The following is a 25,004-nucleotide window of genomic DNA, read 5'->3' on the forward strand; positions in this document are numbered from 1 at the left end:
TCTCTCCTCGCTCAGCTGGGACGGCCGTCCGCCGGCCGCCGCGTGTCGCCACGCACGGCCGGGGGAAGGTCGAAACGAATGTTCTCGCGGGTGATCTCGCGTTCTTCGACGCTGACAGGGCCGAAGGTGTTCAGCCAGGTCACGACTTCCGTCACCAGGGCGGGCGGTGCCGAGGCACCGGCCGTGAGCCCTACCGTCCGCACGCCCTGAAGCCATTCCGGCCGGATGTCGGCGGCACGGTCGATCAGCTCGGCGCGGGTGTCCTCGCGGCGTGCCATCTCCACCAGGCGGACCGAGTTGGAGGAGTTCTCCGAGCCGACGACCAGCACGAGGTCCGACTCCGCGACGATCGCCTTGAGTGCGGCCTGCCGGTTGGTGGTGGCGTAGCAGATGTCGTCGGACGGTGGTTCCTGGAGCAGCGGGAACCTCTCTCTCAGGGCCCCGACGACCTCTGCGGTCTCGTCGACGGCCAGGGTGGTCTGGGTGAGGTAGGACACGTTCCGCCCGTCGGTTCCGGACAGCTCGCGCGCCTCCTCCGCCGTCTCGACCAGCACCATGGATTCCGGTGCCTCGCCGAGGGTTCCCTCGACCTCCTCGTGCCCCGCGTGTCCCACAAGGACGATCGTGTCGCCCCGGGCAGCGAAACGGCGTGCCTCGGCATGCACCTTGGCGACCAGGGGACAGGTTCCGTCGATCACCTCCAGACCGCGCCGGGCAGCCTCCTCGCGCACCGCGGGTGAGACCCCGTGCGCGGAGAACACCACCGTCGATTGGTCGGGCACCTCGTCCAGTTCGTCGACGAACACCGCGCCACGCTCCGCGAGGTCGTCGACGACGGTGACGTTGTGCACGATCTGCTTGCGCACGTAGACAGGGGCGCCGCGCGATTCCAGCGCGCGCTCGACGATCTCGATGGCCCGCTCGACACCCGCACAGAAGGATCGAGGACCAGCCAGCAGGACGCGGCGTGCAACGCCGCTGTCCACGTACTCATCCGAGCTCAGATTAGACACGTCCGGGAGACTAGGGAGAGCGAGGCGCAGCCCTCAATGCCCGGTTCCACTTTCCGGAACGACCACGGAAACAGCGGTCCGGCCGCCGGGGACGGGCCCGTGACTGTCAAAAGGGCCTGATGCCATGGCCCCACGGGACAGCAACAGCGGTCGATCTTGAGTTCGCCGTGCGCGCGCAGGTAGGCATTGACCGGACGGACGCGCCTCAGCGACGGGAGTTCCGCGTGGACGATGAGCGAGATCTTCCGGCGCCCGGATCCGCAGGAGGCCCGTTACGCAAAGCGCTCGCCGTCCTGGAGGTCCTGGCCGAGGCGGCGCGGCCGCTGACCCTGTCGGAACTGTCACGGCTGGTGGACCTCCCCAAGTCCACGCTGCACCGCCTGTTGCGGATACTCACCGACAACGGCCTCGCCGTACGGAAGGAGTCGAAATCCTATGAACTCGGCACCTACCTGATGCGGCTGGCGGCCACCAGCGGCCCCGCGTCGGCGCAGTTGCTCAACTATCCGATCACTCCCTTCCTGATCGAACTGTTCCAGCTGACGAACAGGATCGTCAGCCTCGGCACGCTGTCGGGCACCCAGGTCCAGCACGTCGGCACCCTCTACGGCCAGGAACACGTCCGCCTGGCGATGGCGCTGCGGCAGCCGGTCCCGGCACACCGCTCGGCGGCGGGCAGGCTTCTGCTCGCGATGGCCCAGCGGAACCCGGCCGACCTCTTCGCCACCACGATGCCCGGCTCACGCAGGATCTCGGCCAGGACGGACGCGATGCGGCGCGAGTTCGAACGGATCCGGCGGACCGGCCTGTCCTACGCGAGAAGCGAGCACATTCCGGAACTGGTCGAACTGGCCGCCCCGGTCCGCCTGGGCAGGGCCGGCCCGATAGCCGCGATCGTCGTGGGCGACACGGTCACGAATCGTGATCTACGCAGCGTCGCGCGGATCCTGCTGGACACGGTGGACGCCATCGAACAGGACCTCGTCGCCGTGTCGTGAACGGCAACCGGCCCGTGCCGAGGAGCTGCGGTCGAGAGCGGTGCCTGCCTGAACCTGGGCCCATCGGCCGACCGTGGTCTCCCGGCCGATGCGTGACCGCCGCCGGCGGTCCCGGGCGCCAGGTCACGGCGCCCGGGGCTCGCGGGCCAGGGGGACGACGGCGCCGAGCAGAGGGAGCCGAGGGACACGAGGAAGACAGTACGAATGACTTTCAGGCATAAGGGTCACTGCACCTCCACGGAAGTGGACCACCACATCAGATGATGGAGTGGTCTTAACCACCACTGGTGGCACCGGTGTCGAGACAGAGCCGTCAGGCACGTGCGGACGTACCTTCCGAGGGGGAGCGGGGAGTGGGGCGCGTACGCGCAGACGGCCCTCGCCGACCGGTTCGCCGGCCGGCGAGGGCCGTCTGCCGTGTGCTGTTTTTTCGACGCCGCTGTCCTGAGGGCGACTCGGCGCCCCCGCCGCGCTGCGTCAGGTCGTCCAGACAACCCTGCCGTTGTGCACGATGGCCACCTTGGCGTCGGCCCGGAGGACCAGTTGGGCGCCCCCGAAGTCGTGGGTCTTGGACGCCCAGATCGGGCGGTCGTCGCCGTTGTGGATGACGAGGTTGCCGTCGGGCTGGAAGATGGCCCGGTGGTTCTGGCCGAAGGTCATGGACGCCCAGATGGGTTTGCCCAGCTCGTTGAGGACGACGAGGTTGCCGTCCCCCTGCATGACCATGCGGATGCGGTTGGTCGTCCAGGCCTGGTTGACCTCCAGGACGCTGGGCGAGAAGACGGTCACCGTGCTCCAGCTCGGCTTCGGAGCCGGCTTGGGCTTGGGCTTGGGCGTGGCCGAGGGCTTCTTCGCGGCAGGGCTGCTCGTCCTGGGCTCCGGCGCCGGAGCAGCGGGCTTGGGGACGGTGGCCTGCGGGATCTCGACCGCCTTCGGCTTCTTCGTGCTCGGGGACGGACTGGGCTTCCCGGCCACGTAGTCATCGAGGACCGCGGGGGCGGTGTTCGGGTTGAGGACGGTGTCGGCACCCCCCGCCACCGGTCGCATGGGGGTGTCGTCCTGCCCTCTGTCGTTGGCGCTTCCGACCAGCAGCAGGGGTATGGCGACCAAGGCGGCGCCGACGAAGGCGGCCCCCGCGAGGACCGGCGTGCGGGGACGTCCCCCGTCGACGCCGGTGGCGGTCTTGGTGCCCGGCGCCGTCACGGCGGCCGTCGCCAGGCCTACGCCCTCCTCGGGCGCCTCGGCGGTCTTGGCGGTCTTGGCGGCGGCGGCCGAGGGCGCGGGCGGGGTGGCGGCGGTCTCCCCGGCCGGGGCGGCACCGGATGTGGAAGCGGTACCGGAAGCGGAAGCGGAAGCCGGGCTCGGCGTCTCCTCGGCCGGCGCCGAGGGCGGGGCCGGGGACCCGGCCTCCTGCGCTCCCGGGGCGGCGGCTGCCGCCGCGTTCGCGCCGGGGGTGGGCTGCTGGGGGGACATGCGGTTACTCCTTTGTGGCGGAGCGGTCGGTGGGCGGCGGGCGGTCGGGCCGGATGAAAGCCTGCTGGCCCAGAGGGTGTCGGCGAGTGCCGCGTCGAGGTGGGCCGGGCCGGCCCGGTCCTCGTCGTCGAATTCGCGTGACCCGGCGCGGTAGCGGCCTGCGGCCGATCCGGCACCTTTCCGAGCTGCGAGGCATTCCCGTACGGCCCCGCCCGGACGGCCGGGCCGGAAGGCGCTGCACGTCGAAGGGGCCGATGGCGTACCCAACGTAGCCCTTCGTGGGGACGACGGCCGCTCCCGAGCCCCGAACGCCACCGTCACTATGTCCTCTCACGCCTCACTGGTCCCGGAAAGTCCCCTGTTCGGTCAGTCAAACGGGCATGCTGTCATCACGAAACGGAACCTGGGTGAACTCCCACGGACGGCGCTCGTATGACATCCTGATGGCTCCCGGATCTGATCAGTGTCGGCGCGCGAGCACATGTCGTTCGGCACGTGAGAGTGCGTACAGACCCAAGAGTTCAGGTGGAGATGCGGCCCGGAGAACGACAAGAGGGCTCGAATGACGCGACGTTCGTCATTCCCGATACCTCCGGCCCGACCGCCGACCCCGAGTCACCCGGCCCCGGCAGCGCTGAGGCCGCCGACACCGACGGCATACCCGAGGCGGTGAAGGCCGCCGCGCGCAGGGCGCCGGGGCACTGGGTCGGGGTGGTGGACCCGGAGTGGACCGAGGAGCGGACGCCGCCGGAGTGGGCGGTGCTGGGGGAGTGGCAGTCGGACGAGAGCGGAGGCGTAGGGGAGTACCGGGCCAATCCGGCGTACCGGCCCTCGGCGCGGGTTCTCGGATGGCCTGAGCCCACCGACCCGGTGGACGCCGCTGCGCAGCGTGCGGCCACCGGCTACGGCTCGGTGGAAGCCGCGCTCGCGGCGCTCGCGGAGGCGGACGTCTCCGTGGTGCGCGGACCGGACGGCGGGCCGCTCACGGCCGCCGGGCGGGACGGCGCGCCGGTGGTCCTGTTGTTCACCTCACCCACCCATGAGTTCATGTCCGCGGCACTTCACCATGACACGTTGCCCGCACGGGAACTGGCCCAGTCACTGAGAGGTCCCGGCACCATGCTCATGGTCAACGCCGGGGCCGCGGCTCCGCTCCTCGTCCCGGCGGACGCACTTCCGAGCCCGGTGCGCGCTGCGGGCGACGCGAGGGCGTCCGCGACGGCCGCCGGGGCGGAGGACGCCTCCGGCAGCTCAGCCGGCACCGTGGACCGCACCGGCGGCACGGCCCCGTCCGAGGGCCGGACCCACAGCTCATCTGAACCCTGGCCCCACACCACAGGGAGGACCCCATGACGCGATCGTCCCAGCAACCCCCCGCTTCCCCGGGGGCTCGCACGGAGTCCTCTTCCGGGGGCGAGCAGTCGACCGCGACCGCCGCACCCGGCAGTACCTCCGGGCCCGCCACCCTGGCCGAGCCCGCAGCGGCGAAGACCGGGGCTGTGGCAGGGAAGGCCGGCAGGACCGGTACGGAGGCCCCGGAGGCCGAGAAGGAATCCGGAGCGGCCGCGAAGAACCCTGACGAGGGTGCGAAGGCTCCCGGAGAGGGCCGGACCACCGGGCCCGAGACCGCGGCGTCCTCCGGCGCCCGGTCCGAGTCCGAGGCCGACTCCGATGCCACGGCCGCAGCCCAGAGCCGGCTGCCCGGACTGGTGCGGACCATGACCGCCACCGCGATCGGCCGGCCGCAGCAGGAGGACGGTCCGGTGGGCCGTCCGGGCAGGGCGGTGCTGGCCGGAGCGGCGGTCGCGGGGGCGCTGCTCGTCTCGGTGCCGTTCCTGATACTCGCCGGGAACGACGACAAGGGACCCGAGCAGCCGTCGGTGGCGGCGGCGGGAACCGTGCTCGACGGGAGTACGCAGGAGGCACCGGGTGAGTTCGCGGTGACCACACCCGAGAGCGGCTCCCCGGACGAGGGCAAGAAGAAGGCCCCCGTCGATCCGGTGCCCGAGAAGCCGGTGAAGCACGTCCCGGCGCCGGACCCGTCCGAGGACAAGCCGAAGAAGGACGCCGACCCGGAGGACAAGCCGGAGAAGCAGAGCGAGAAGAAGGAGTCCGGCGGGGCGCAGGACAAGCCCGCGAAGGCCTCTTCCGGCGTCACCTTCAGTGCCCCCGTCTCCTTCCGCAGCCATCTCTCGGGCCGCTGCATCGACGTACCGGACCACGACTTCAGCGACGGCAAGGCGCTGCACGTGTGGGACTGCAACAACGCCGCCGCGCAGAAGTGGCGGTTCGCCTCGGACGGCACCGTCCGCATCGCTGACAAGTGCCTGGACGTGGCCAACGCGAACTTCAGCGACGGCACCCCCATGCAGATCACCTGGTGCAACGGCAACGCCGCCCAGCAGTTCGCCCTGAACGGCAGCCACGACCTGGTCAACACCGTCGTCGGCATGTGCGTCGACATCGCGGGCGCCGACCGGAACAACGGCGCAGCCCTGCAGTTGCTGACCTGCACGGGCAACCCCGCCCAGAAGTGGAGCACCTGACCGCAACGCCTCGACACCGGAAGCACCGCTCCCGGAACCCGTACGCACCGGGGACGAGGCATGATGGCATCGTCGGCTCGCCGACACGCGCCCCCGGCGAATGGGGGAGTTCGCAGAGGATGCCGCCGTAGCAAGGAGGTTGGTGCGTGTCGCGCCAGGTACTGTCGGTCGGTCCCAAGGACCGCTATCGGACGATCGGTGAGGCACTCGCCGCAGCCCGCACCGGGGCGCTCATCAGCGTCCGGCCCGGGACGTACGCGGAGAACCTGGTGGTCAACACCAGGGTGACCGTCACCGCCGCCGAGGGGCGGGGCACGGTGGAGATCCGCCCACGTTCGGGCAGCGTGGTCGCGCTGCGCGCCGACGCCGTGATGTTCTCCGAGCTGACCCTGCGGGGCGGCGACGCCGAGCTGCCCGCCGTGGACGTGCGGCGCGGGCAGGCCGCGTTCGACGGCTGCGAGATCATCGGTGCCGCCTGGACAGCGATGCTGGCCGGGGGGACGGGTTCCCTCGCGCTGCGGAACTGCCGGGTGAGCAACCCGCAGGGCGCGGGCATCGTGGTGACCTCCACCACACCCACCACCGTGGAGTCCTGCACGCTCGAACACCTGGGCACCAGCGGCCTGGTCCTCGCCGAACAGGGCGAGGCACGCATCCGGGACTGCACGGTGCGGGACGCCCGGGGCAACGGCCTGCTCGCCAACGGCGAGACCCGGGGCACCGTCGAGGACTGCGACATCTCCTCCACCGACAAGCCCTCCATCGCCCTGGAACAGAACTCCGCCGTCTCGGTGATCCGCACGGTGGTGCACGACACCAGCACCGGCGTGCACCTGAGCAGTGCGGGCCGTACGACGCTGGAGGACGTCCGCGTCACGGGCGCCTCCGGGAACGGGATCGCGCTGGCCGGGGGCACCGACCCGGTGCTGCGCCGCTGCCGCGTCTCGCGCGTCCGCGGCCACGGCGTGCTGGTCACCGACCGGTCGCGCGGCACCTTCGAGGACTGCTGGGTGGACGGCGCGCAGGGAGCGGCGCTGAGGGTGGCCGGGGCCGCGTCCCCGGCGCTGACCGGCCTGACCGTCCGTGACTGCGACGGGCCCGGGCTGCTCCTGGAGGAGGACTCGGCGCCGGAGCTGGACCGTCTGGAGGTGATCGGCGGCTCGCCCGCGGTCGCGGTGCTCGGCGGAGCCAACCCGCTGCTGCGCCGGGCCCGGCTGGTGGAGCCCGCCGGCGACGGCATCGCGGCCACCAAGGACGCCCGGGGCCGCGCCGAGGACTGCGAGATCATCCGGCCGAAGGGCGCGGGCGTACGCGTGGCCTCCGGCAGCACCCTCTACCTGGCCGGCGGAGGGGTCTCCGACACCGCCACCAGTGGGCTGGTCGTGGAGGACGGCGGCAACGTCACCGTCCGCGACTTCCGCGTCGAGATCTCCGGTGAGGAGGGCGTGCTGGTCGCCGCGGGCGGCGAGCTGACGGCCAACCGCACCGCCGTGCACGCCCCCAAGGGCCACGGCTACCTGCTCCAGGAGGGCGCGCTCGCCTCGCTCAGCGGCTGCGAGGCCACCGGCGGCGCCCAGGACGGCTTCCGGGTGGAGTCCACCGCGCCGGTCTCGCTCGTCAACTGCCTCGCCCGGGAGAACGAGGGCGGTGGCCTGGTGCAGACCGCGCCCGGCGAACGGCTCGCGGTGGAAGGCCTGAGCAGCACGGGCAACGGCAAGCGGGACGCCTGGGGCACCGGCAGCGCCGAGAACACCGACCCGGCCGGTTCCGGCGCCGCGGACGCGCCCCCGGCGGACCGCGCGGACGGCCCGCTCGGCGCCCTCAACGCGCTGATCGGCCTGGAGAACGTCAAGCACCAGGTGCGCACCCTGGTCAACCTGACCCAGCTCGCCCAGCGTCGCGAACAACTCGGCATGTCCGCCCCGCCGATGAGCAGGCACCTCGTCTTCGCCGGCCCCCCCGGCACCGGTAAGACCACCGTCGCCCGCCTGTACGGCGCGATCCTGGCCGAACTGGGCTCGCTGCGCAGCGGGCACCTGGTAGAGGTCTCACGCGCCGACCTGGTCGCGCAGATCGTCGGCGGCACCGCCATCAAGACCACCGAGACCTTCCAGCGAGCTCTCGGCGGCGTCCTGTTCATCGACGAGGCGTACACGCTCACCTCCGACAGCGGCAACGGCGGCGCCGACTTCGGCCGCGAATCGGTGGACACGCTGCTGAAGCTGATGGAGGACCACCGCGACGACGTGGTGGTGGTCGCGGCCGGTTACTCCCGTGAGATGGACTCCTTCCTCGGCTCCAACCCGGGCCTGGCCTCCCGCTTCTCGCGGACCGTCGAGTTCGAGAACTACTCGGTGCCCGACCTGGTCGCGATCATGGACAGCATGTGCGCCCAGCACCAGTACGAGCTGGGCGAGGGCACCGCGGCTGCTCTGGCCGCGCACTTCGAGGCGATGCCACGGGACGCCGGCTTCGGCAACGGCCGTGCCGCGCGCGGGGTGTTCGAGGAGATGGTGGACAGACAGGCGGTCCGGCTCTCCGAGCAGCCGCAGGTCAGTGAGCACGATCTGCGGCTTCTGCTGCCGGACGACGTGTCCGCCACCGCCGCCGCCACGGCCGCCGACACGTCCGTACCGGACGACGACCCGCTGACCCGCCTCGGCGACATGATCGGCCTGGCCGGGGTGAAGCGCGAGGTCGCGGATCTGGTCAACCTGATCACCACGGCCCGCCACCGGGCCGCGGCCGGCCTACCGGTCCCCTCGCTCAGCAACCATCTGGTCTTCACCGGCCCGCCCGGTACCGGCAAGACCACCGTCGCCCGCCTCTACGGGGAGGTCCTGACCCAGCTCGGCGTCCTCGACCGGGGCCAGCTGATCGAGGCGGCGCGCGCCGACCTGGTCGGCCGCTACATCGGCCACACCGCGCAGCTGACCCGCGAGGTCTTCGAACGGGCCCGCGGCGGCGTGCTGTTCATCGACGAGGCGTACACCCTCACCCCGCGCGGCGGCGGTGCGGACTTCGGCCAGGAAGCGGTGGACACGCTGCTGAAGCTGATGGAGGACCACCGCGACGAGGTGGTCGTCATCGTCGCCGGCTACACCGACGAGATGGAGCGTTTCCTCGGCTCCAACCCGGGCCTCTCCTCCCGCTTCCCGCGCCGGATCGCCTTCGCCGACTACTCCTCGGAGGAGCTGGTCACCATCGTGCGGACCCAGGCGGCGAACATGGGCTACGAGTGCGGACCCGGCACCGGCCCGCTGCTCAAGGAGTACTTCGACGCGATACCCCGGGACCGCTCCTTCGGCAACGCCCGGCTGGCCCGTCAGGTGGTCGAATCGATGGTCACCCGCCAAGCGGGACGGCTCAGTTCGCTGGCCGCGCCCACCCTGGACGACCTGCGCGTCCTCCTCCCCGCCGATGTCACGGCCGCGACACCGAAGGTTGCACCCCGATGAAGCCTCCCGCGCGCGGGGCCGCCCGCCTGCTGTCCGGTGCCGGCCTCGCCGCCGCACTGCTGCTGCCCACTGCCGTGCCGGCGCAGGCGGCACCCCCCTCGCGCGTTCCCGCGGCCGACGGGAAGAAGGGCCAGGAGCTGCCCGGTATGCCCTCCGCCCTCGACCCCGAGGCCGCCGAGGTGGTCTGCACCCCGGCCTCCGGCGAGAAGGCGAAGAAGCAGGACTGGTCGCGTCAGCGCCTCGACCTCGACCGGCTGCACCAGCACAGCACCGGTGCGGGTGTGCTCGTCGCGCTGATCGGTACCGGTGTCGATCCCGACGCGTCCGGGCTCAGCGGCAGGGTCACCGCCGAGGGCACGGCCGCTGACGACTGCGTCGGGCACGGTACGTTCCTGGCCGGGCTGATCGCCGGGACCGGCGGGGACAGTCCCCGCCTGGCCGGGGTGGCCCCGGGCGCGAAGATCCTGGCCCTGCGCGGCACCGACCGGCGCGGGCAGGCGAGCCCCGACCTGGTCGTGGACGCGATGCGTGCGGCGACCACGGCCCGGGCCGCAGTGATCGCGGTCGCGGTGGCACTGCCGCGCCAGGACGCGGCGCTGAGCAGTGCGGTCGCCGAGGCCCGCCGGACGGGCGCGGTCGTGGTCGCCGCGGCCACCCCGGACCCGCCGTCCCGGGGCGGCAGCGACGAGGTCCCGTCCCGCACCTACTGGCCGGCCGGTGAACCCGGCGTCCTCTCGGTCGCCGACATGCTTCCCGGCGGCGGCCGCCCGGACGGCTCCCTGCCCACCGGGGGCGTCGACCTGGCCGCCCCGGGCGCCGGGGTGGTCTCCGGCGGCCCGCGGGGCACAGGCCACTACCTCGGCGGCGGCGTCCCGGTGGCCACCGCCTACGCGGCAGGAGCCGCCGCGGCGGTCCGAGCCGCCCACCCCGACGACTCGCCCGACGACGTCATCCGCCGTCTGACCGCCACCGCCTACCCTGCCGACATCCCCCAGCTGGACGCCTACGCCGCCGTCACCACCGTCCTCGGCGACGCGGCCGCGTCCGTCGGCGACGAGCGCGCCGCGGAACCCGTGACCGTCCGCGACACCGCTGCCGCCGACCGCGCCACCGGCCGGGCGACCCACTTCGTCCTGCTGGGCTCCGCCGCCGTCCTCGCCGTCCTCTGGGCCGGTTTCGCCCTGTCCCGTGCCCGCTCCCGGGGATGGCGCCCGGCGGGAGCGGCCGGAACAGCGGCAGCGGCTGGAACAGCGGCGGAATGAGCTGACGTTCCGACGACGACACCCTCCTGAGGCGTACCTCAGGAGGGTGTCGTCATCCGGTGTTCTCTCAGTCCTGGACCTGGTTCTCCTCCACCAGCGCCGTCTGCATCAGCCGCGGCCGGCGGCGAGCGATGTGGAGTGCCCGGCCCGGCGGGAGGTTGAGGGGCTTGGCGTCGCCGAAGAGGCGGCCTTCCGTGGGCGGGCAGGAGAGCAGGACAGCGGGGTTGTTGGCCTCGTCGAGCCGGCGGATGAGCCCGTCGCTGAGACCGCGGCCGGCGCCCATGGCACTGCGGGCGACGACCAGGTGCAGACCCATCTCGAAGCCGAGGGTCAGGTTCTCGAAGAGCGGCTCGAAGGGACTCTGGAAGGAGTTGCCGGAGACCATGTCGTAGTCGTCGACCAGGACGAACAGACGGGGGCCGGTCCACCAGTCGCACCGGCGCATGCGGGCGGGGGCGATGTCGGCGCCGGGGATGCGGGACTTCATCGCGCGGGCGGCGCCCTCGATGGTCTCCTTGAGGTTGTCCAGGGAGATCACGTGCCCGATGCGGTACTCCTCGGGGATGGCGCCCACCAGGGTGCGGCGGTAGTCCACCGCGATGATCTTCGCCTCCTCCGGGGTGTAGCGGGTGGTGATGCCCTTGGTGATGGCGCGCAGCAGGTTGGTCTTGCCGCTCTCGGTGTCGCCGACCACGATCAGGTGCGGCGTACGGCTGAAGTCGTGCCAGACGGGTTCCAGGGCGTCCTGGTCGATGCCGAGCGCGAGACGCATGCCGCCGCCCTCGGTGGGCTCGGGCGCCGGGAGTTCGGCGAGCGGGAGCCGGTGCGGCAGCATCCGGACCTGCGGGGCGGGCGCGCCCGTCCAGTGCCGGGAGACTTCCGCGACCAGGTGGGTGACGCCGTCGCCGAGGTCGTCGAGGGAGCCGCTGCCGTCCAGCCGGGGCAGGCCGGCGAGGAAGTGCATCTTGCTGTCCGCGGTGATGCCGCGGCCACCGCTGCGCGGCACCGAGCGGGCCTTGCGGGTGTCGATCTCGGAGTCCATCGGGTCACCCATCCGCAGTTCGAGGCGGGTGCCCGCCTGGTCACGGACCTGGGCGGACAGCTCCACCCAGCGGGTGGTGGTGATGATCAGGTGGATGCCGTAGTTGAGTCCCCGGGCGGCGAGTTCGTTGAACTTCGGGATCAAGGCGTCGTAGTCCTGGCGGACCGTGGACCAGCCGTCGACCACCATGAACACGTCGCCGAAGGGCTCGTCGGGGAACTCCCCGGCGGCCCGGCGGCGGCGGTAGGACTGCATGGAGTCGAGGGTGTGGTCCACGAAGAACTGCTCACGGCGGGCGAGCAGCGTCATCACCTCGGCGACGGCCCGGTGCACCCGCTCCGGGTTGAGCCGCGCCGCGACGCCGCCGACGTGCGGAAGGGCGGCGAGCTGGGAGAGGCCACCGCCGCCGAAGTCGAGGCAGTAGAACTGGATCTCGGCCGGGGTGTGGGTGAGGGCGAGGGCGGCGATCAGGGTGCGGGCGAGTGTGGACTTGCCGCTCTGCGAACCGCCCGCGACGGCGACGTGACCGCCGGCTCCGGAGAGATCCACGACCAGCGGGTCGCGGCGCTGGTCGAACGGCTTGTCCACGAGGCCGACCGGGACCCGCAGCTTGCCGGTGCCGGACCAGCCGGCGGCGGTCAGACCGCGCTCCGGGTCGGCGGTGATGCCGGACAGCAGGGCGTCCAGCGGGGAAGGCTCGTCCAGCGGCGGCAGCCACACCTGGTGGGCGGCGGGGCCGGAGCCGCGCAGCCGGTCGAGGGCCACGTCGAGCAGGGCCTCCTCCTCACCCGTCTCCTCGTTCTCCGGCTCCGGCTCGGTGGCGGGGTCCAGAGTGCGCGGCACCACATAGCCGCTGGTCCACGGCACCACCTGGCTGGCCACCCGGGCCTGGACCACCGCACCGGTGCGGCGCCGGTACGAGCCGGAGGAGTAGGCGGCGCGGAAGCGGGTCAGGGACTCCACACCGGACTTCAGGTAGCCGCTGCCGGGCTGGGCCGGCAGTTCGTAGGCGTCCGGAACACCGAGTACGCCACGGCTTTCCATGGCGGAGAAGGTACGCAGGCCGATGCGGTACGACAGGTGGCTCTCGAGCTGGTGCATACGGCCCTCGTCCAGGCGCTGTGACGCGAGCAGCAGGTGCACCCCGAGGGAACGGCCGAGACGGCCGATCATCACGAACAGATCCATGAACTCCCGGTGAGCGGAGAGCAGTTCACTGAACTCGTCGACCACCACGAACAGGCTGGGCAACGGGGTGAGGTCCGTCCCCCCGGCGCGGGCCCGCTCGTACTCCAGGGCGGAGGTGTAGTTGCCGGCGGAGCGCAGCAGTTCCTGGCGCCGGATGAGTTCGCCGTGCAGGGCGTCCTGCATGCGTTCCACCAGGGCGACCTCGTCGGCGAGGTTGGTGATGACGGCGGAGGTGTGCGGGAGCTCCTCCAGGCCGAGGAAGGTGGCGCCGCCCTTGAAGTCGACCAGGATGAAGTTGAGCGTCTCGGAGGAGTTGGTCAGGGCGAGACCGAGGACGAGGGTGCGCAGGAGCTCGCTCTTGCCGGAGCCGGTGGCACCGATGAGCATGCCGTGCGGGCCCATCCCGCCCTGCGCGGACTCCTTGATGTCGAGGTCCACCGGGCGGCCGTCGACGCCGACCGCGATCGGCACCCGCAGCCGGGTGGAGCCGGTGTGCCGGTTGAAGAGGGTCTGCGGGTCGTGCCGGTGCAGGTCGGGGATGCCGAGCAGTGTGGTCAGCTCGACGTCGGTGTCCATCGGCTGCGCGATGTCGGTGCCCAGGCTCATCCGGCGGGGGGTGAGCAGCCGGGCCAGCGACTCCGCGCCGAGGGTGCCGAGCCGGTCGGGCCGGCCGAGCGGGACGGAGCGCTCCTTGCGGCTGCGGTCGGTGCGCACCAGGTTCACCAGGTCGGGACCGACGGTCAGCCTCAGCGTGTTGCGGCCGGGGCGCCAGCGCAGCGCCCCGGATATGTCGAGGGCCAGGGCGTTGCGGTAGCCGTGCCCCTCCCAGCGGTGCCCCTCGGGCACGGTGACGCCGTCCAGGACGATGATCGTGTAGGGCTCGTCACGGGCGGGGCGGGCCTCCGGGTCGAAACCGGGGCGTTCGGCGAACTCGGCGCCGAGCAGGTCGTCGAGTTCGGTGAGGTCGGCGGTGATCCGGCGGGCCTGGCCGGCGCCGTCCTCCTCGTACGGGTCCAGGGTGTGCGGAAGCCACTTGGCCCACTCCCAGTCGGGCCGCCGCTCGTCGCTGACGCAGAGGGCGATCCACAGCTCCTCGGGTGCGTGGAACACCGCGAGCTGCCCGAGCATGGCGCGGACCAGGGCGCGTACCGCTTCGGCGCCTGGGCCCTCGCCGGCCTCCCCGGACGGCGTGGTGCCCGGCTCGGCGGGATCCTGGCCGGGCGCCTCCTCCGGGCGCAGCAGGATCCGGGCCGAGGAACGCAGGTAGAGGCCGAGGGGTTGTCCGGGGATGGTGGAGTAGGCGCGGATGAACCGGCGCAGGGCATGCGCGCAGAGGGGTTCGAGGTCCTCCACCGGACGGGTGGAGACCGGGTTCAGGGTGAGGGCGAGCTGCTGCTCGCCGACCGCGAGCCGGACCTCGCCGAAGTCCTCGTCGGCCGGGCGGCGTTCCCACAGCCGTGAGGTACGGGCCAGCGAGCGGAGCGACGCGGGCTCCGGGTGGCGCCAGGCGAGCGCCCGCTGCTGCTCCGCGATGGTGGTGCGGACCCGCTTGCGGATCTGTGCCAGGTAGCGCAGGTAGTCGCGGCGTTCACCCTTCAGACGCTGCTTGCGCTCGCTGGAGCGGCGCATCAGCTGCCCCAGGAGCATGGCACCGGCGGAGAGCGCCATGACGCCCATCGCCAGATACATGAAGACGCCGTTCCCGCCGCCGGGGCGCAGGAACATCAGCATCATCGAAACCGACATCAATGCCATCGGCAAATAGGTCCAGATCGCCGAGGTATCGGGCACAGTCTCGGCGAGGACCGGCGGCTCCTGGAGGGTCAATTGCCCTTCGGGCATCTCCGGCCCGCGCCTGCGGGCCGGGCGACGAAACAGCACGACACTCAAGGTGACAGAACCTCCGGTTCACTGAACTTTCCGGTCCGCACCGAATTCCGGCGCACCCGGTGGTGGAAAAGGCCGCACCGCGCTGATTCTCCGGGTTCCGCGTGACACACAGTGAACGCCGGATGAATGTTTCGAGCGGATGGCAGGGGCAGGTAACTTCCGTGATGGCCAACCACATACCGGATAAATAGAGTCCGGTCCGCAGCACGACCCGGTGGTCGTAGGCAGTAGTGTGCATTCACGGAACGCGGCCTGTCCACGCGGGAGTGGTCGTCGCCGGGCCCGCGGAGGCAAATTCCGTGCCCGGCCCCCCGGTTCGCGGCCGCGCGGACCTTCCGTACTGTTCGCACATCCCCTCTCGCGGGGAAGTCCTCCTGTCAAAGCCTTCCGGAAGACGAGAGTTCAGCTGATGACCGACAGCGCAGTGGCCGAATCGTGCCGCCTGACCGTACGTGCACCGAGCGTCAGCATCGATCTGGCGGTGCCCGCCGACGTACCGGTCGCCGACCTGCTGCCCACACTGTTGCGTTACGTCGGCGAGGAGGCCGAGGAGGCCGGGCTCGACCACGCGGGCTGGGTGCTCCAGCGACTGGGCGACGCCCCGCTCGACGAGGAGACCACCCTGGCACGCGCCGGGCTGGCCGACGGTGCCGTGCTCTACCTGCGCCCGCACACCGAAGCGCTGCCCGAGGCGCGGCTCGACGACCTGGTGGACGGGATAGCCGAGACCGTGGGTCGCCGCCTGCACACCTGGAACCCCGGCGCGGCCCGCGGCCTGCTGGTGGGCGCCGCGGTGGCGACGGTGGTGACCGCCCTCGTGCTGGTGTTCTGGCCGGGGGTGACGACCAGCTCCGGCGCTTCCCGGGCGGCCTGTGCGGCCCTCGTGGGGCTGCTCCTGCTCGCGGGGGCGGGATCCGCCAGCCGCGCGGTCGGTGACCGCCTCTCCGCGACCGCGCTGGGCCTGCTGGTCGCACCGTGCCTGGCGCTGGTCGGCTGGGTGCTGCCCGGCGGAGACCTGACCGGCCCCGACGCGGGGCAGGTAGCGGGCGCCCGGCTCCTGGCGGCGGGCGCCGCGGGGGCGGGTGGCGCGGTCCTCGCGCTCGCCGCCACCGCGGTCGGCGCCCCGGCCCTGCTGGCGACCGCGATGGTCTCGGTGGCCACCGCGATCGCCGGGGCGCTGATGGGGTACACGGGCCTGGACGTGCCGGCCGCGGTGGCGCTGGTGGCGACGGTGATCGCCCTGGCCGCCGGGGCGGTGGCGCCCTTCGCCTTCAAGCTGGCCGGGATGCGGATGCCGGCGCTGCCGTCCACCGCCGGACAGCTCCAGGAGGGCATCGACCCTTATGCGGGCGACGAGGTCGCCGAACGCACCGAACTGGCCGGACGCTGGGTCACCGCGCTCTTCGCCGCCACCGGCACCATCGCCGCGGCCGCCCTGGTGGTCCTCGCCGAGAAGCCGGACCTGCCCGAGGTGCTGACCGGACTCGCGATGAGCCTCCTGCTGCTCCTGCACTGCCGGGGCCTGGTGCACATCGGGCAGCGGCTGACCCTGGCACTGCCCGGGGTCCTGGGGCTGCTGCTGATGGCCCGGGCCTGGGCGGTCGACAGCGGGGCGGACGGCCGCGTGGTGGTCTTCGGGGTGGTGCTCGCCGCGGCGGCCGGCCTCGTGACCGCGTCCTGGACGGTGCCCGGCCGCCGGGTGCTGCCCTACTGGGGCCGTGCCGCGGAGCTGGCGCACACCGGCCTCGCCGTCGCGCTGCTGCCGCTCAGCCTGTGGGTGGCAGGCCTCTTCGGCTGGCTGCGCGGCCTGTTCGGCTGATCACCACAGCCGTACGCCGTTACATGGAGAACGAGTTGAGGAGAGGCTGTGCAGTCCAAGCGCGACCAGGTACAGGCCCACGGTTTCATGATGGGCAGGCTCAGCTCGGGCCTGCTGACGGCCGACCCGGACGCCCCGGAGAGCCCGCTCGGACGCACCACCCGAGGCGTGGTCTTCGGCGTTCTGGTGACCGTCCTGATCGGTGCGGGCGCCACCGTGTACGGGTTGCTGCGCCCCGGCGGCAACGACGGCTGGCGTGACGCGAGGAACCTGGTGGTCAACCGCGACACCGGTGCCCGGTACCTGTGGACCGGTACCGACGGCGTACTGCACCCGGTACGCAACTACGCCTCGGCGCGTCTGATCGGCGGCTCCGACCTGGCGACCGTGGACGTCGCCACGGCTTCGCTGCAGGACATCCCCGTGGGGGCCCCGGCCGGCATCCCCGGCGCACCGGACTCCCTGCCCGGACCCGGCCAGCTCGACGACGGCGCCTGGCACATGTGCGTCACCGGCCCGGGCGGAGCGCCGGCCAGCACCTCCGGTGCCGCGGTGGGCGCCGGGGTGGAGAAGCCGGGGGCCACCACGGTGGTCACCGGGGCACCCCTGGACTCCCGAGGCATCGGCGCGGACCGCGGGGTGCTCGTGCGCGGACCGGACCGCACCGAGTACCTGGTGTGGCGGGGCAGCAGGCTGGCGCTCGACCGCGCCTCCGACGCCCGCAACGCTCTCGGTTACGGCTCCGAGCAGCCCATGCCGGTCTCGGCGGCCTTCCTCGACGCCTTGGCCCCCGGCCCCGCCCTGAAACCGCCAGAGGTTCAGGGGCGTGGCGAGGAGGGCCCGGCGCTCGGCGGTGAAGCCAGCCGGATCGGCCAGCTGTTCGAGGTCAGCGTGCCCGGCGGCGGCAGTACGTACCACTTGTTGCAGAAGGACGGCCTGGTGCCGCTGACCCGGCTCGGCGCCGCGCTCGTGCTGGGCGACCCGGCCACCCAGAAGGACGCCTACGAGGGGCAGTCGCCCGAGGTGCGCGCGGTCGGTGCGGACGCGCTGCGCGAGTACAGCGCGAAGGACTCCGGCACCGCCGGGTCCGCGGAGCTCCCCGAGACGCCGCCGGACCCGCAGTCGGCGCCGCGCGGTACCGCGCTCTGCGCGCAGGTGGACGGCGACAACGGTGGCGCGCGGATCAAGTCGGTGCTGGTCCCGCTGGCCGAGCTCGCCCCGGTCGCCGTGTCGGAGGGAACCGCTCAGCCGCTGGAGGCGGCCTGTGTCAGGACGGACGCCACGGTGGTGCGGCCCGGGCGCGGAGCCCTGGTCCGGGCCCTGCACGCGAGCGGCGCCGCGCACGCCGGCACCACCTACCTGGTGGCGGAGAACGGCGTGAAGTATCGAGTTTCGGCCAAGGACTCCCTGGCGGCGCTCGGCTATGCGGAGGGAGACATCAGCTCGGTCCCCGCACCCCTGCTGGCGGCCCTTCCGACCGGGGCCGACCTGGACCCGGCCGCCGCCTCCGGCGCCGCGGAGACCAAGGTCACGGCTCCGCGGTGCGGTAGCGGCGAGGGGCGGGAACAGGGCGGGGAGAAAGCCGAGAAGGCCGGGAAGGGCAAGGTGGACCAGGTGGACCAGGCGTCCACGGAGAGTGCGTCCGGCGCGGCCGGCTCCACGTCCTAAAATTCCGGCAAATACCGCATACGGAGTTGAAGAAGGAGACGGGGAGGTTCGGTGTAACTTTACGCTGAACTCTCGTCGCTCTGAGGTTGATTCGTCATGCATCGAGTGTGATGAGAAAGCTCAGAATTAGCTCAAACTTTTACGACCGCCGCGTCCGTGACGGCCCATCCCGGGGGTGCGCCCGCTTCGTCGGGAACGGGCCGCCCCGGCGACCGTTTCCGACGATCGACCGCCCGCTTCCTGACCGCGTCGCCCGGGATGTGGTGTTGACACCCCGTCACTCCGGTCGGTCGGGTGAGTCGCGTTCATTTCGCGGAAACATTGGGACAACTCCATTGCTCTGGAGGGATTCCGATGGGCTGCCTTATGCTCAAAACTTCTCTCCATACGTTGCGCTGGACGGTGGATTCTCTTTAGCCTCAGCGGGCAACGGTGCGAGGAGACTCGCCTGAACGAAGGGAGCGTGACATGGCGGACGGTTCCGGCAGGAAAGCGGACTATGCCAAGGGCTTGGGAGGTGTCTCCTCCCTGGAGTCGGCCCGGGCCGCGGTCGAGAAGATCCAGAACAACGTGGCTGAGGTGGCGGCGCGTTCGGGTGTCGGCGGTGACGAGGGCCAGGCGCTGCTGAAGCTCTTCCGCAGCTGGAACTCCGAGGCGCAGAAGGTCGTCGTCCAGATCAGCAAGATGATCGACGCGCTCCAGGAGAACGTGACCTCGGCCAACCGCCTGGCGAAGGAGAACCAGGACCTGACCGAGGTGCTCAACAGCAAGACCAGCCAGGGCGTCTTCGAAGCACTGCGCTGACCCACCCCCCACTGCGGTACCCGGCCTCCTTCGGGGAGGCCGGCACCCGTGAGCTTCCCGGGCCTTGGCGCCCGGGCACCCGAGAGGAGACGTCATGGCCGACGGCATCATCGATGTGCAGTACTCCACGGTCCGGAACGCGATCGAGGAGCTGAAGGGCCAGACCCAGCAGATCATCACCACCCTCAACAACCTGGAGGACGAGCTGAAGCCGCTCGTGCTGTCCTGGGAGGGTGACGACCAGTCGATGTACCGCGGAGTCCAGGCGGAGTGGGACCAGGCCACCAAGAACATGGCCCTGCTCCTCGGCGACAGCGGTGATCTGGTCCAGAGCATCCACGACAACCACTCACGCGACGAGCGCAAGAGCGCCGACAACTGGGGCAGCGTGCGGGCTCGCTGAGGTCTTCCGTCCGGTTCATGCCGGGGCACCCGCCCCGGCATGAACCGGCCCGAGAGGCCCCTGGGGTCGGCCGGACTCCTCTTCGTCCGGCCGGCCCGTATTCCGTCCGGTACCGAACGGCAGGAGGACGTCCCATGGCTGGTGAGAAGGCCGACGTCAAGCATTTCGACCTCAAGCAGATGGAGAACTTCCGGGACAACGAGGTGGAGCCGGTGTACACCGCTGCGAAGAAGCACCGGGAGGACGGCGACGGGTCCCACATCCGGCCGCTCGGCCACCTGGTCGACGGGCACACCACCCCGGACAACCTCGACCAGGACAAGCAACTCCTGCGCATCGGCAAGATGGTCACCGAACCCCTGGTCTCGGGGCCGAAGCTGATCGAGGGCGTCCGCACCGCGGCCGAGGCCATCGACAAGCTCCTGGGTGACCAGATGGACCTCTTCAAGGAGCTGAAGGAAGCGCTCACCGAGACCATCGAAGAGGCCAACAAGACCAAGGACAAGAACCTGGACGCGATCGACGCCCAGACACTGCTGCAGACCTTCGACGAGGTCGACACGCTCACCAGCGGGTCGTCGGAGACAGAGACCACCTGACCCGGCGCGTGGCGGCGGACCCCTTGCCGCCCCGCACGTTCGCGTGAGAAGAACCCGGCTGGACAGCCGTACGAAGAGACCGTGCGCCGACACGGACGACAACCGACCAGAAAGGGCGTCCGGTGGCCGATCGGTACGATCCCAACTCCGTTGCTAATATCGACAAGTTCGACAACGCAGGCGACGCGTCGACCGATACCTGGGCCACTCTGGTCACCCACATCACCGGCTATCCGGTCCCGGACCGGAGCACCGTCTTCGACACGCTCCGCTCCGACCACGGCGGCAAGCTCTTCCGGATGGACATCAAGGAGCGCAGCCTCGGCCTGCTCGTCAAGGACTCCGGCTTCCTGACGAACAAGGGCGAGGACTACGACATCTGGTTCTTCGACAGCGGCAAGAAGCGGTCGATCATGCAGGCCCGGATCGTCTTCGAAGGCCGTGTGAAGGCCGGCGACGAGATCATCTTCGACGGTCCTGGCTCCGACAACGTCCAGGACGCGCAGGTCCGTGAAGGCAACGAGTTCACGGACTACAACAAGGACAAGATGAGCACGATCCCGCTCGCCCGGTACATGAACGGGCCGCGGGCGGCACTCCTCGGGCTGCTGGGCGGCAGCACGCAGGACGCCCGGTTCAGCAACCTGGGGGTGTCCGGGACCGACGCGGTGGACCTGAACTCCTTCAACACCACAGGGGACTCCTTCGACTTCGCGGCCAAGTTCTTCAAGGACCACGCGACGGTGCTGAAGGACTGGGAGGACCGCTTCGCGCGGGAGGACGCCAGCTGGAAGGGCGAGGCGGCTGAGGTCTTCCGGAGCCTGCTGAAGAAGATCCGTGAGAACTACGACAGTTACGTCGAGACCTTCAACTCCTCGATCGGAACCGGGGACGAGGCCGGAACCGGTAACACGGTGTACTCGCGGGCACTGTCCCTGGGCCGCTCGTACCTGGTGGACTCAGCCGACAAGCTGTTGGACGCGTGGCTGACCTGGGCCAACTCCTCGTACTACGACCCGCACCGGGTGCTGCGCTACGTCCTGGACGACCTCGCCCAGTGGGTGGACACGAACAACGTCGCCCAGACGGAGATCAAGTCCTACAGCAACCGCTACTCGACGACCGTCAGCCACAGCCCGAAGGGCGGCTTCTCCCAGGTACACCCCGAGTACGGCGACCTCACGGACATCGCGAACTGGGCGAAGGTCGGCGACAAGGCCGTGAAGATCTGGACCCAGGGAGTCGACGAGTACCTGGGCAAGCCCGCGGCCCAGGTGCAGTCGGCCCTGAACAACCACTTTCTCGAGCTGGGCGAGGACTTCTCCGACAACGTCCCCAAACCGAAGTCGACCAGCACGGCCTCGGAGGACTACCAGGAGAGGAAGCTCGAGGAGGAGAAGGAGGAGGTCAACCGGCAGAACGAGGAGAACAAGAGGTACCAGGACGAGCTGCGCGAGGAGCAGGAAAAGCAGCGCGAGGAGGACAAGAAGTACCAGGACGAGCTGCGCGAGGAGCAGAGGCAGCAGCGCGAGGAGGACAAGAAGTACCAGGACGAGCTGCGGGACGAGCAGAACCAGCAGCGCGAGGAAGACAAGAAGTACCAGGACGAGCTGCGTGAGGAACAGCGCCTCGAGCAGGAAGAGGCGAAGAACCTCCAGGACGAGCTGCGGGACGAGCAGAACCAGCAGCGCGAAGAGGACAAGAAGTACCAGGACGAGCTGCGTGAGGAACAGCGGCAGCAGCAGGAAGAGGCCAAGCGGGAGGCCGAGGAGCAGCAGAAGGCCGTGGAGGAGAGCCTCGGCGGCATCAACGATCCGAACGCGGTCAGCGAGCAGAACCTCGGCAACATCGACGACCTGCTGAACGTCCCGGTCACCGAGAGCAACGGCGATCTCGGCAACCTCAACGGCCAGGGCGGCACCGACGACCTGAACAACACGATCACCGAGGAGCTCGGCAACCTCGGCGACGTGAACAACCCTGGCGGCGAGAACCAGTCGCCCACGGGGGTCGCGCCGCCCGTCACCCAGAACCTCGGCAGCCTCGGTAACCTCAACAACGGCCCGGGCGGTACCAAGAACGCCACCGACGCGGCCAACGAGGCGATCACCCAGAACCTCGGCAGTCTCGGTGACCTGAACAGCGGTGCCGGCGGCTCCCTGGACACTCCGACCGGGGGGAGTACCCAGCTCGGTGACGGTGGTCTGACGACCGACTTCCCCGATGGCAGCAGCACGCAGTTCGACGCGGACAGCGGTGTGCTGACCACCACGCATCCGGACGGCAGCGTCACCACGGAGAACTTGGGCGACGGCACGCGGGTGACCAACCCGGACGGGTCGGTCACGTCGCTCGGTGATGACGGGAAGCTGACGACCACGTTCCCTGACGGCACCACCCAGGTCGTGGATCCGGCGACCGGTCAGGCCACGTCCACGGCTCCGGACGGTACGACGACGACCGAGAACCTGGGCAGCCTCGGGAACCTGAACGGCCCGAACGGTCTCGGGGACCTGGGAGATCTCGGCGGTATCAACTCCGACCTGCCCACCACCTCCGTCGATGACCTGGGTGACCTGGGGAATCTCAATGGTGCGGGTGGCTCTCTGGACACGCCGACCGGGGGGAGTACGCAGTTCGGTGACGGTGGTCTGACGACTGATTTCCCGGATGGCAGCAGCACGCAGTTCGACGCGGACAGTGGTGTGCTGACCACGACGAATCCGGACGGCAGTGTCACCACGCAGGATCTGGGTAACGGCATGGAGGTGACCAATTCGGATGGGTCGGTCACGTCGTTGGGTGATGAGGGGAAGTTGACGACCACGTTCCCTGACGGGACCAGTCAGGTCGTGGATCCGGCGACCGGTCAGGCCACGTCCACGGCTCCGGACGGTACGACGACGACGGAGAACCTCGGCAGCCTCGGGAACCTGAACGGTTCGAACGGTCTCGGGGACCTGGGGAATCTCAGCGGTGCGGGTGGTTCTCTGGATACTCCGACCGGGGGTAGTACGCAGCTCGGTGACGGTGGTCTGACGACCGATTTCCCGGATGGCAGCAGCACGCAGTTCGACGCGGACAGTGGTGTGCTGACCACGACGAATCCGGACGGCAGTGTCACCACGCAGGATCTGGGTAACGGCATGGAGGTGACCAATTCGGACGGGTCGGTCACGTCGTTGGGTGATGACGGGAAGTTGACGACCACGTTCCCGGACGGGACCAGTCAGGTTGTGGATCCGGCGACCGGTCAGGCCACGTCCACGGCTCCGGACGGTACGACGACGACGGAGAACCTCGGCAGCCTCGGGAACCTGAACGGTTCGAACGGTCTCGGGGACCTGGGGAATCTCAGCGGTGCGGGTGGCTCTCTGGACACGCCGACCGGGGGGAGTACTCAGTTCGGTGACGGTGGTCTGACGACCGATTTCCCGGATGGCAGCAGCACGCAGTTCGACGCGGACAGTGGTGTGCTGACCACGACGAATCCGGACGGCAGTGTCACCACGCAGGATCTGGGTAACGGCATGGAGGTGACCAATTCGGACGGGTCGGTCACGTCGCTCGGTGATGACGGGAAGCTGACGACCACGTTCCCTGACGGCACCACCCAGGTCGTGGATCCGGCGACCGGTCAGGCCACGTCCACGGCTCCGGACGGTACGACGACGACCGAGAACCTCGGCAGCCTCGGGAACCTGAACGGTTCGAACGGACTCGGGGACCTGGGGAACATCGGCTCCATCAACGGCCTGGAGACCCCGACCGGCGGGCACACCGAGCTCCTGAACGACGACTTCGCCACCACGTTCGCGGATGGCAGCAAGGCCGTCTTCGACCCGGAGACCGGGACGTTCACCAGTACCGGCCCGGACGGCTCCACCGTGGACACCGATCTCACCCACGGGGCGAAGGTGACCAACCCGGACGGCTCCACCACCTTCCTGGACAACGGCCTGCTGAACACCACCTTCCCGGACGGCTCCACCCAGATCATCGACCCGGAAACGGGCGTCGCCACCATCACCGACCCGCAGGGCAAAACGGAGACGGTGGACCTGAATGACCTCAACACGTCCGTAGACCTGGACAGTCCGGGCGCTCTCGGCGATCTGGGCAGCCTCGACGGCCTCGGCGGTCTCAACGGGTCCGGCGGCGGCAGCGGGATCGGTGGCGGCGGCACCACGAGCCGGGACGTGCCGTTCTCCGAGCTGGGCCTCGGCGGTGGCCAGGCGAGCACCGCCGCCTCCGGCGGCGGCCTCTCGGCGGCGGGCTCCGTCTCCCTGGACGGTGCGGGCGGGGTCGCCCCCCTGTCCGACAGTGCTACCGCCGGCGCGGGCGCCCCGCTCGCCTCCTCCGCCGCCGGGGGCGCTCCCGGCACCCCGGGCACGCCCGGCAGCCCCGGCATGCCGATGGGCGGCGGCATGGGCGGCATGGGCGGGGGAGCCGAGAAGGGTAACGGCGAGCGGGTGCGCGCCGTCCTGGTCGACGCGGCAGAGGAGAGCGAACGCCGCAACCGCCGTCGTCGCAGCCCGTGGAACCGCCAGGAGGACAGCGACACCTTCCTGGCCCCGGCCTCCCGGGTGTCCACCACCGGCGGCGATTCCCCCGCGGAGGAGAACGAGCCGGGCCGCAGGCCCACCACGTCCGCCGACTACCTGGAGGAGGACGCGGACGTGTGGGGCACCGAGGAGGGCGGAACCCCGTCCGTCATCGGCCGGTGACCACCGTTCAGGTCCGGCGCACCACCGCGCCGGAACGAACCCGACCCACCCCAGACTTCCGCTGAGGGGTCTCACCAGGCAAGATCAGCAGAGCAGGTTGTAGTACCGGAGACC

Annotated in this window: 14 protein-coding genes; 11 read left to right on the top strand and 3 right to left on the bottom strand. The window is 70.8% G+C overall.

Features of this window, described 5'->3' with window-relative positions; all coding sequences use genetic code 11:
• Nucleotides 1–11 precede the first annotated feature (11 nt).
• On the bottom strand, nt 12–1,013 hold the full coding sequence (locus tag ACFYQ5_RS11520; protein WP_389196462.1) for a 4-hydroxy-3-methylbut-2-enyl diphosphate reductase: 1,002 nt from the start codon (nt 1,011–1,013) through the stop codon (nt 12–14).
• Nucleotides 1,014–1,237: 224 nt separating this feature from the next.
• Between ACFYQ5_RS11520 and ACFYQ5_RS11525 the strand changes: the two genes are divergently transcribed.
• Complete coding sequence (locus tag ACFYQ5_RS11525; RefSeq protein WP_389196464.1) at nt 1,238–2,011, top strand: IclR family transcriptional regulator; 774 nt, start codon at nt 1,238–1,240, stop codon at nt 2,009–2,011.
• Nucleotides 2,012–2,488: 477 nt separating this feature from the next.
• On the opposite strand, the gene ACFYQ5_RS11530 is transcribed toward ACFYQ5_RS11525, so the two are convergent.
• Nucleotides 2,489–3,484, bottom strand: a complete 996-nt coding sequence (locus tag ACFYQ5_RS11530; protein WP_389196465.1) for a mannose-binding protein — start codon at nt 3,482–3,484, stop codon at nt 2,489–2,491.
• Nucleotides 3,485–4,015: 531 nt separating this feature from the next.
• Here ACFYQ5_RS11530 and ACFYQ5_RS11535 point away from each other — a divergent pair.
• From ACFYQ5_RS11535 to ACFYQ5_RS11550, 4 genes are all read left to right on the top strand, one after another.
• Entirely contained in the window at nt 4,016–4,837 is an 822-nt protein-coding gene (locus ACFYQ5_RS11535; RefSeq protein WP_389196893.1) for a type VII secretion system-associated protein, read from the top strand.
• A complete protein-coding gene (locus ACFYQ5_RS11540) occupies nt 4,834–6,030 on the top strand; it encodes a ricin-type beta-trefoil lectin domain protein (RefSeq protein WP_389196467.1) in 1,197 nt (398 codons plus the stop codon). The genes ACFYQ5_RS11535 and ACFYQ5_RS11540 overlap by 4 nt, the downstream gene beginning before the upstream one ends.
• A 146-nt stretch (nt 6,031–6,176) precedes the next feature.
• Complete coding sequence (locus tag ACFYQ5_RS11545; RefSeq protein WP_389196469.1) at nt 6,177–9,488, top strand: right-handed parallel beta-helix repeat-containing protein; 3,312 nt, start codon at nt 6,177–6,179, stop codon at nt 9,486–9,488.
• Nucleotides 9,485–10,750 (top strand): S8 family serine peptidase, encoded by a 1,266-nt coding sequence (locus ACFYQ5_RS11550; protein ID WP_389196471.1) that lies wholly within the window; start codon nt 9,485–9,487, stop codon nt 10,748–10,750. Before ACFYQ5_RS11545 ends, ACFYQ5_RS11550 begins: the two co-directional genes overlap by 4 nt.
• Nucleotides 10,751–10,817: 67 nt before the next feature.
• Here ACFYQ5_RS11550 and eccCa read toward each other — a convergent pair whose 3' ends face one another.
• The gene (eccCa, locus tag ACFYQ5_RS11555) at nt 10,818–14,870 is read right to left on the bottom strand and encodes a type VII secretion protein EccCa (protein ID WP_389196473.1); all 4,053 of its coding nucleotides are present in this window, start codon (nt 14,868–14,870) and stop codon (nt 10,818–10,820) included.
• A 409-nt stretch (nt 14,871–15,279) separates the two neighbouring features.
• Between eccCa and eccD the strand changes: the two genes are divergently transcribed.
• The 6 genes from eccD (at nt 15,280) to ACFYQ5_RS11585 (ending at nt 24,890) form a co-directional block, all read left to right on the top strand.
• The gene (gene eccD, locus ACFYQ5_RS11560) at nt 15,280–16,689 is read left to right on the top strand and encodes a type VII secretion integral membrane protein EccD (RefSeq protein WP_389196475.1); all 1,410 of its coding nucleotides are present in this window, start codon (nt 15,280–15,282) and stop codon (nt 16,687–16,689) included.
• A 48-nt stretch (nt 16,690–16,737) separates the two neighbouring features.
• Nucleotides 16,738–18,357 (top strand): type VII secretion protein EccB, encoded by a 1,620-nt coding sequence (gene eccB / locus ACFYQ5_RS11565; protein ID WP_389196476.1) that lies wholly within the window; start codon nt 16,738–16,740, stop codon nt 18,355–18,357.
• A gap of 468 nt (nt 18,358–18,825) precedes the next feature.
• Entirely contained in the window at nt 18,826–19,161 is a 336-nt protein-coding gene (locus ACFYQ5_RS11570) for a hypothetical protein (RefSeq protein ID WP_389196478.1), read from the top strand.
• A gap of 94 nt (nt 19,162–19,255) precedes the next feature.
• Nucleotides 19,256–19,564, top strand: a complete 309-nt coding sequence (locus ACFYQ5_RS11575; protein WP_389196480.1) for a WXG100 family type VII secretion target — start codon at nt 19,256–19,258, stop codon at nt 19,562–19,564.
• A 134-nt stretch (nt 19,565–19,698) separates the two neighbouring features.
• Nucleotides 19,699–20,163, top strand: a complete 465-nt coding sequence (locus ACFYQ5_RS11580) for a type VII secretion system-associated protein (protein ID WP_389196482.1) — start codon at nt 19,699–19,701, stop codon at nt 20,161–20,163.
• A 122-nt stretch (nt 20,164–20,285) separates the two neighbouring features.
• The gene (locus tag ACFYQ5_RS11585; RefSeq protein ID WP_389196484.1) at nt 20,286–24,890 is read left to right on the top strand and encodes an AAWKG family protein; all 4,605 of its coding nucleotides are present in this window, start codon (nt 20,286–20,288) and stop codon (nt 24,888–24,890) included.
• The last annotated feature ends 114 nt before the right edge of the window (nt 24,891–25,004 follow it).

This window comes from Streptomyces sp. NPDC005794, assembly GCF_042871445.1.
In the GTDB taxonomy this organism is placed as follows: domain Bacteria; phylum Actinomycetota; class Actinomycetes; order Streptomycetales; family Streptomycetaceae; genus Streptomyces.

Bases quoted from the DNA above. Each gene is read 5' to 3' on its own strand.
- ACFYQ5_RS11570 (WP_389196478.1), top strand. From the start codon at position 18,826: ATGGCGGACGGTTCCGGCAGGAAAGCGGACTATGCCAAGGGCTTGGGA.
- ACFYQ5_RS11575 (WP_389196480.1), top strand. From the start codon at position 19,256: ATGGCCGACGGCATCATCGATGTGCAGTACTCCACGGTCCGGAACGCG.
- ACFYQ5_RS11540 (WP_389196467.1), top strand. From the start codon at position 4,834: ATGACGCGATCGTCCCAGCAACCCCCCGCTTCCCCGGGGGCTCGCACG.
- ACFYQ5_RS11530 (WP_389196465.1), bottom strand. From the start codon at position 3,484: ATGTCCCCCCAGCAGCCCACCCCCGGCGCGAACGCGGCGGCAGCCGCC.
- ACFYQ5_RS11550 (WP_389196471.1), top strand. From the start codon at position 9,485: ATGAAGCCTCCCGCGCGCGGGGCCGCCCGCCTGCTGTCCGGTGCCGGC.
- eccD (WP_389196475.1), top strand. From the start codon at position 15,280: ATGACCGACAGCGCAGTGGCCGAATCGTGCCGCCTGACCGTACGTGCA.
- ACFYQ5_RS11580 (WP_389196482.1), top strand. From the start codon at position 19,699: ATGGCTGGTGAGAAGGCCGACGTCAAGCATTTCGACCTCAAGCAGATG.
- ACFYQ5_RS11535 (WP_389196893.1), top strand. From the start codon at position 4,016: ATGCGGCCCGGAGAACGACAAGAGGGCTCGAATGACGCGACGTTCGTC.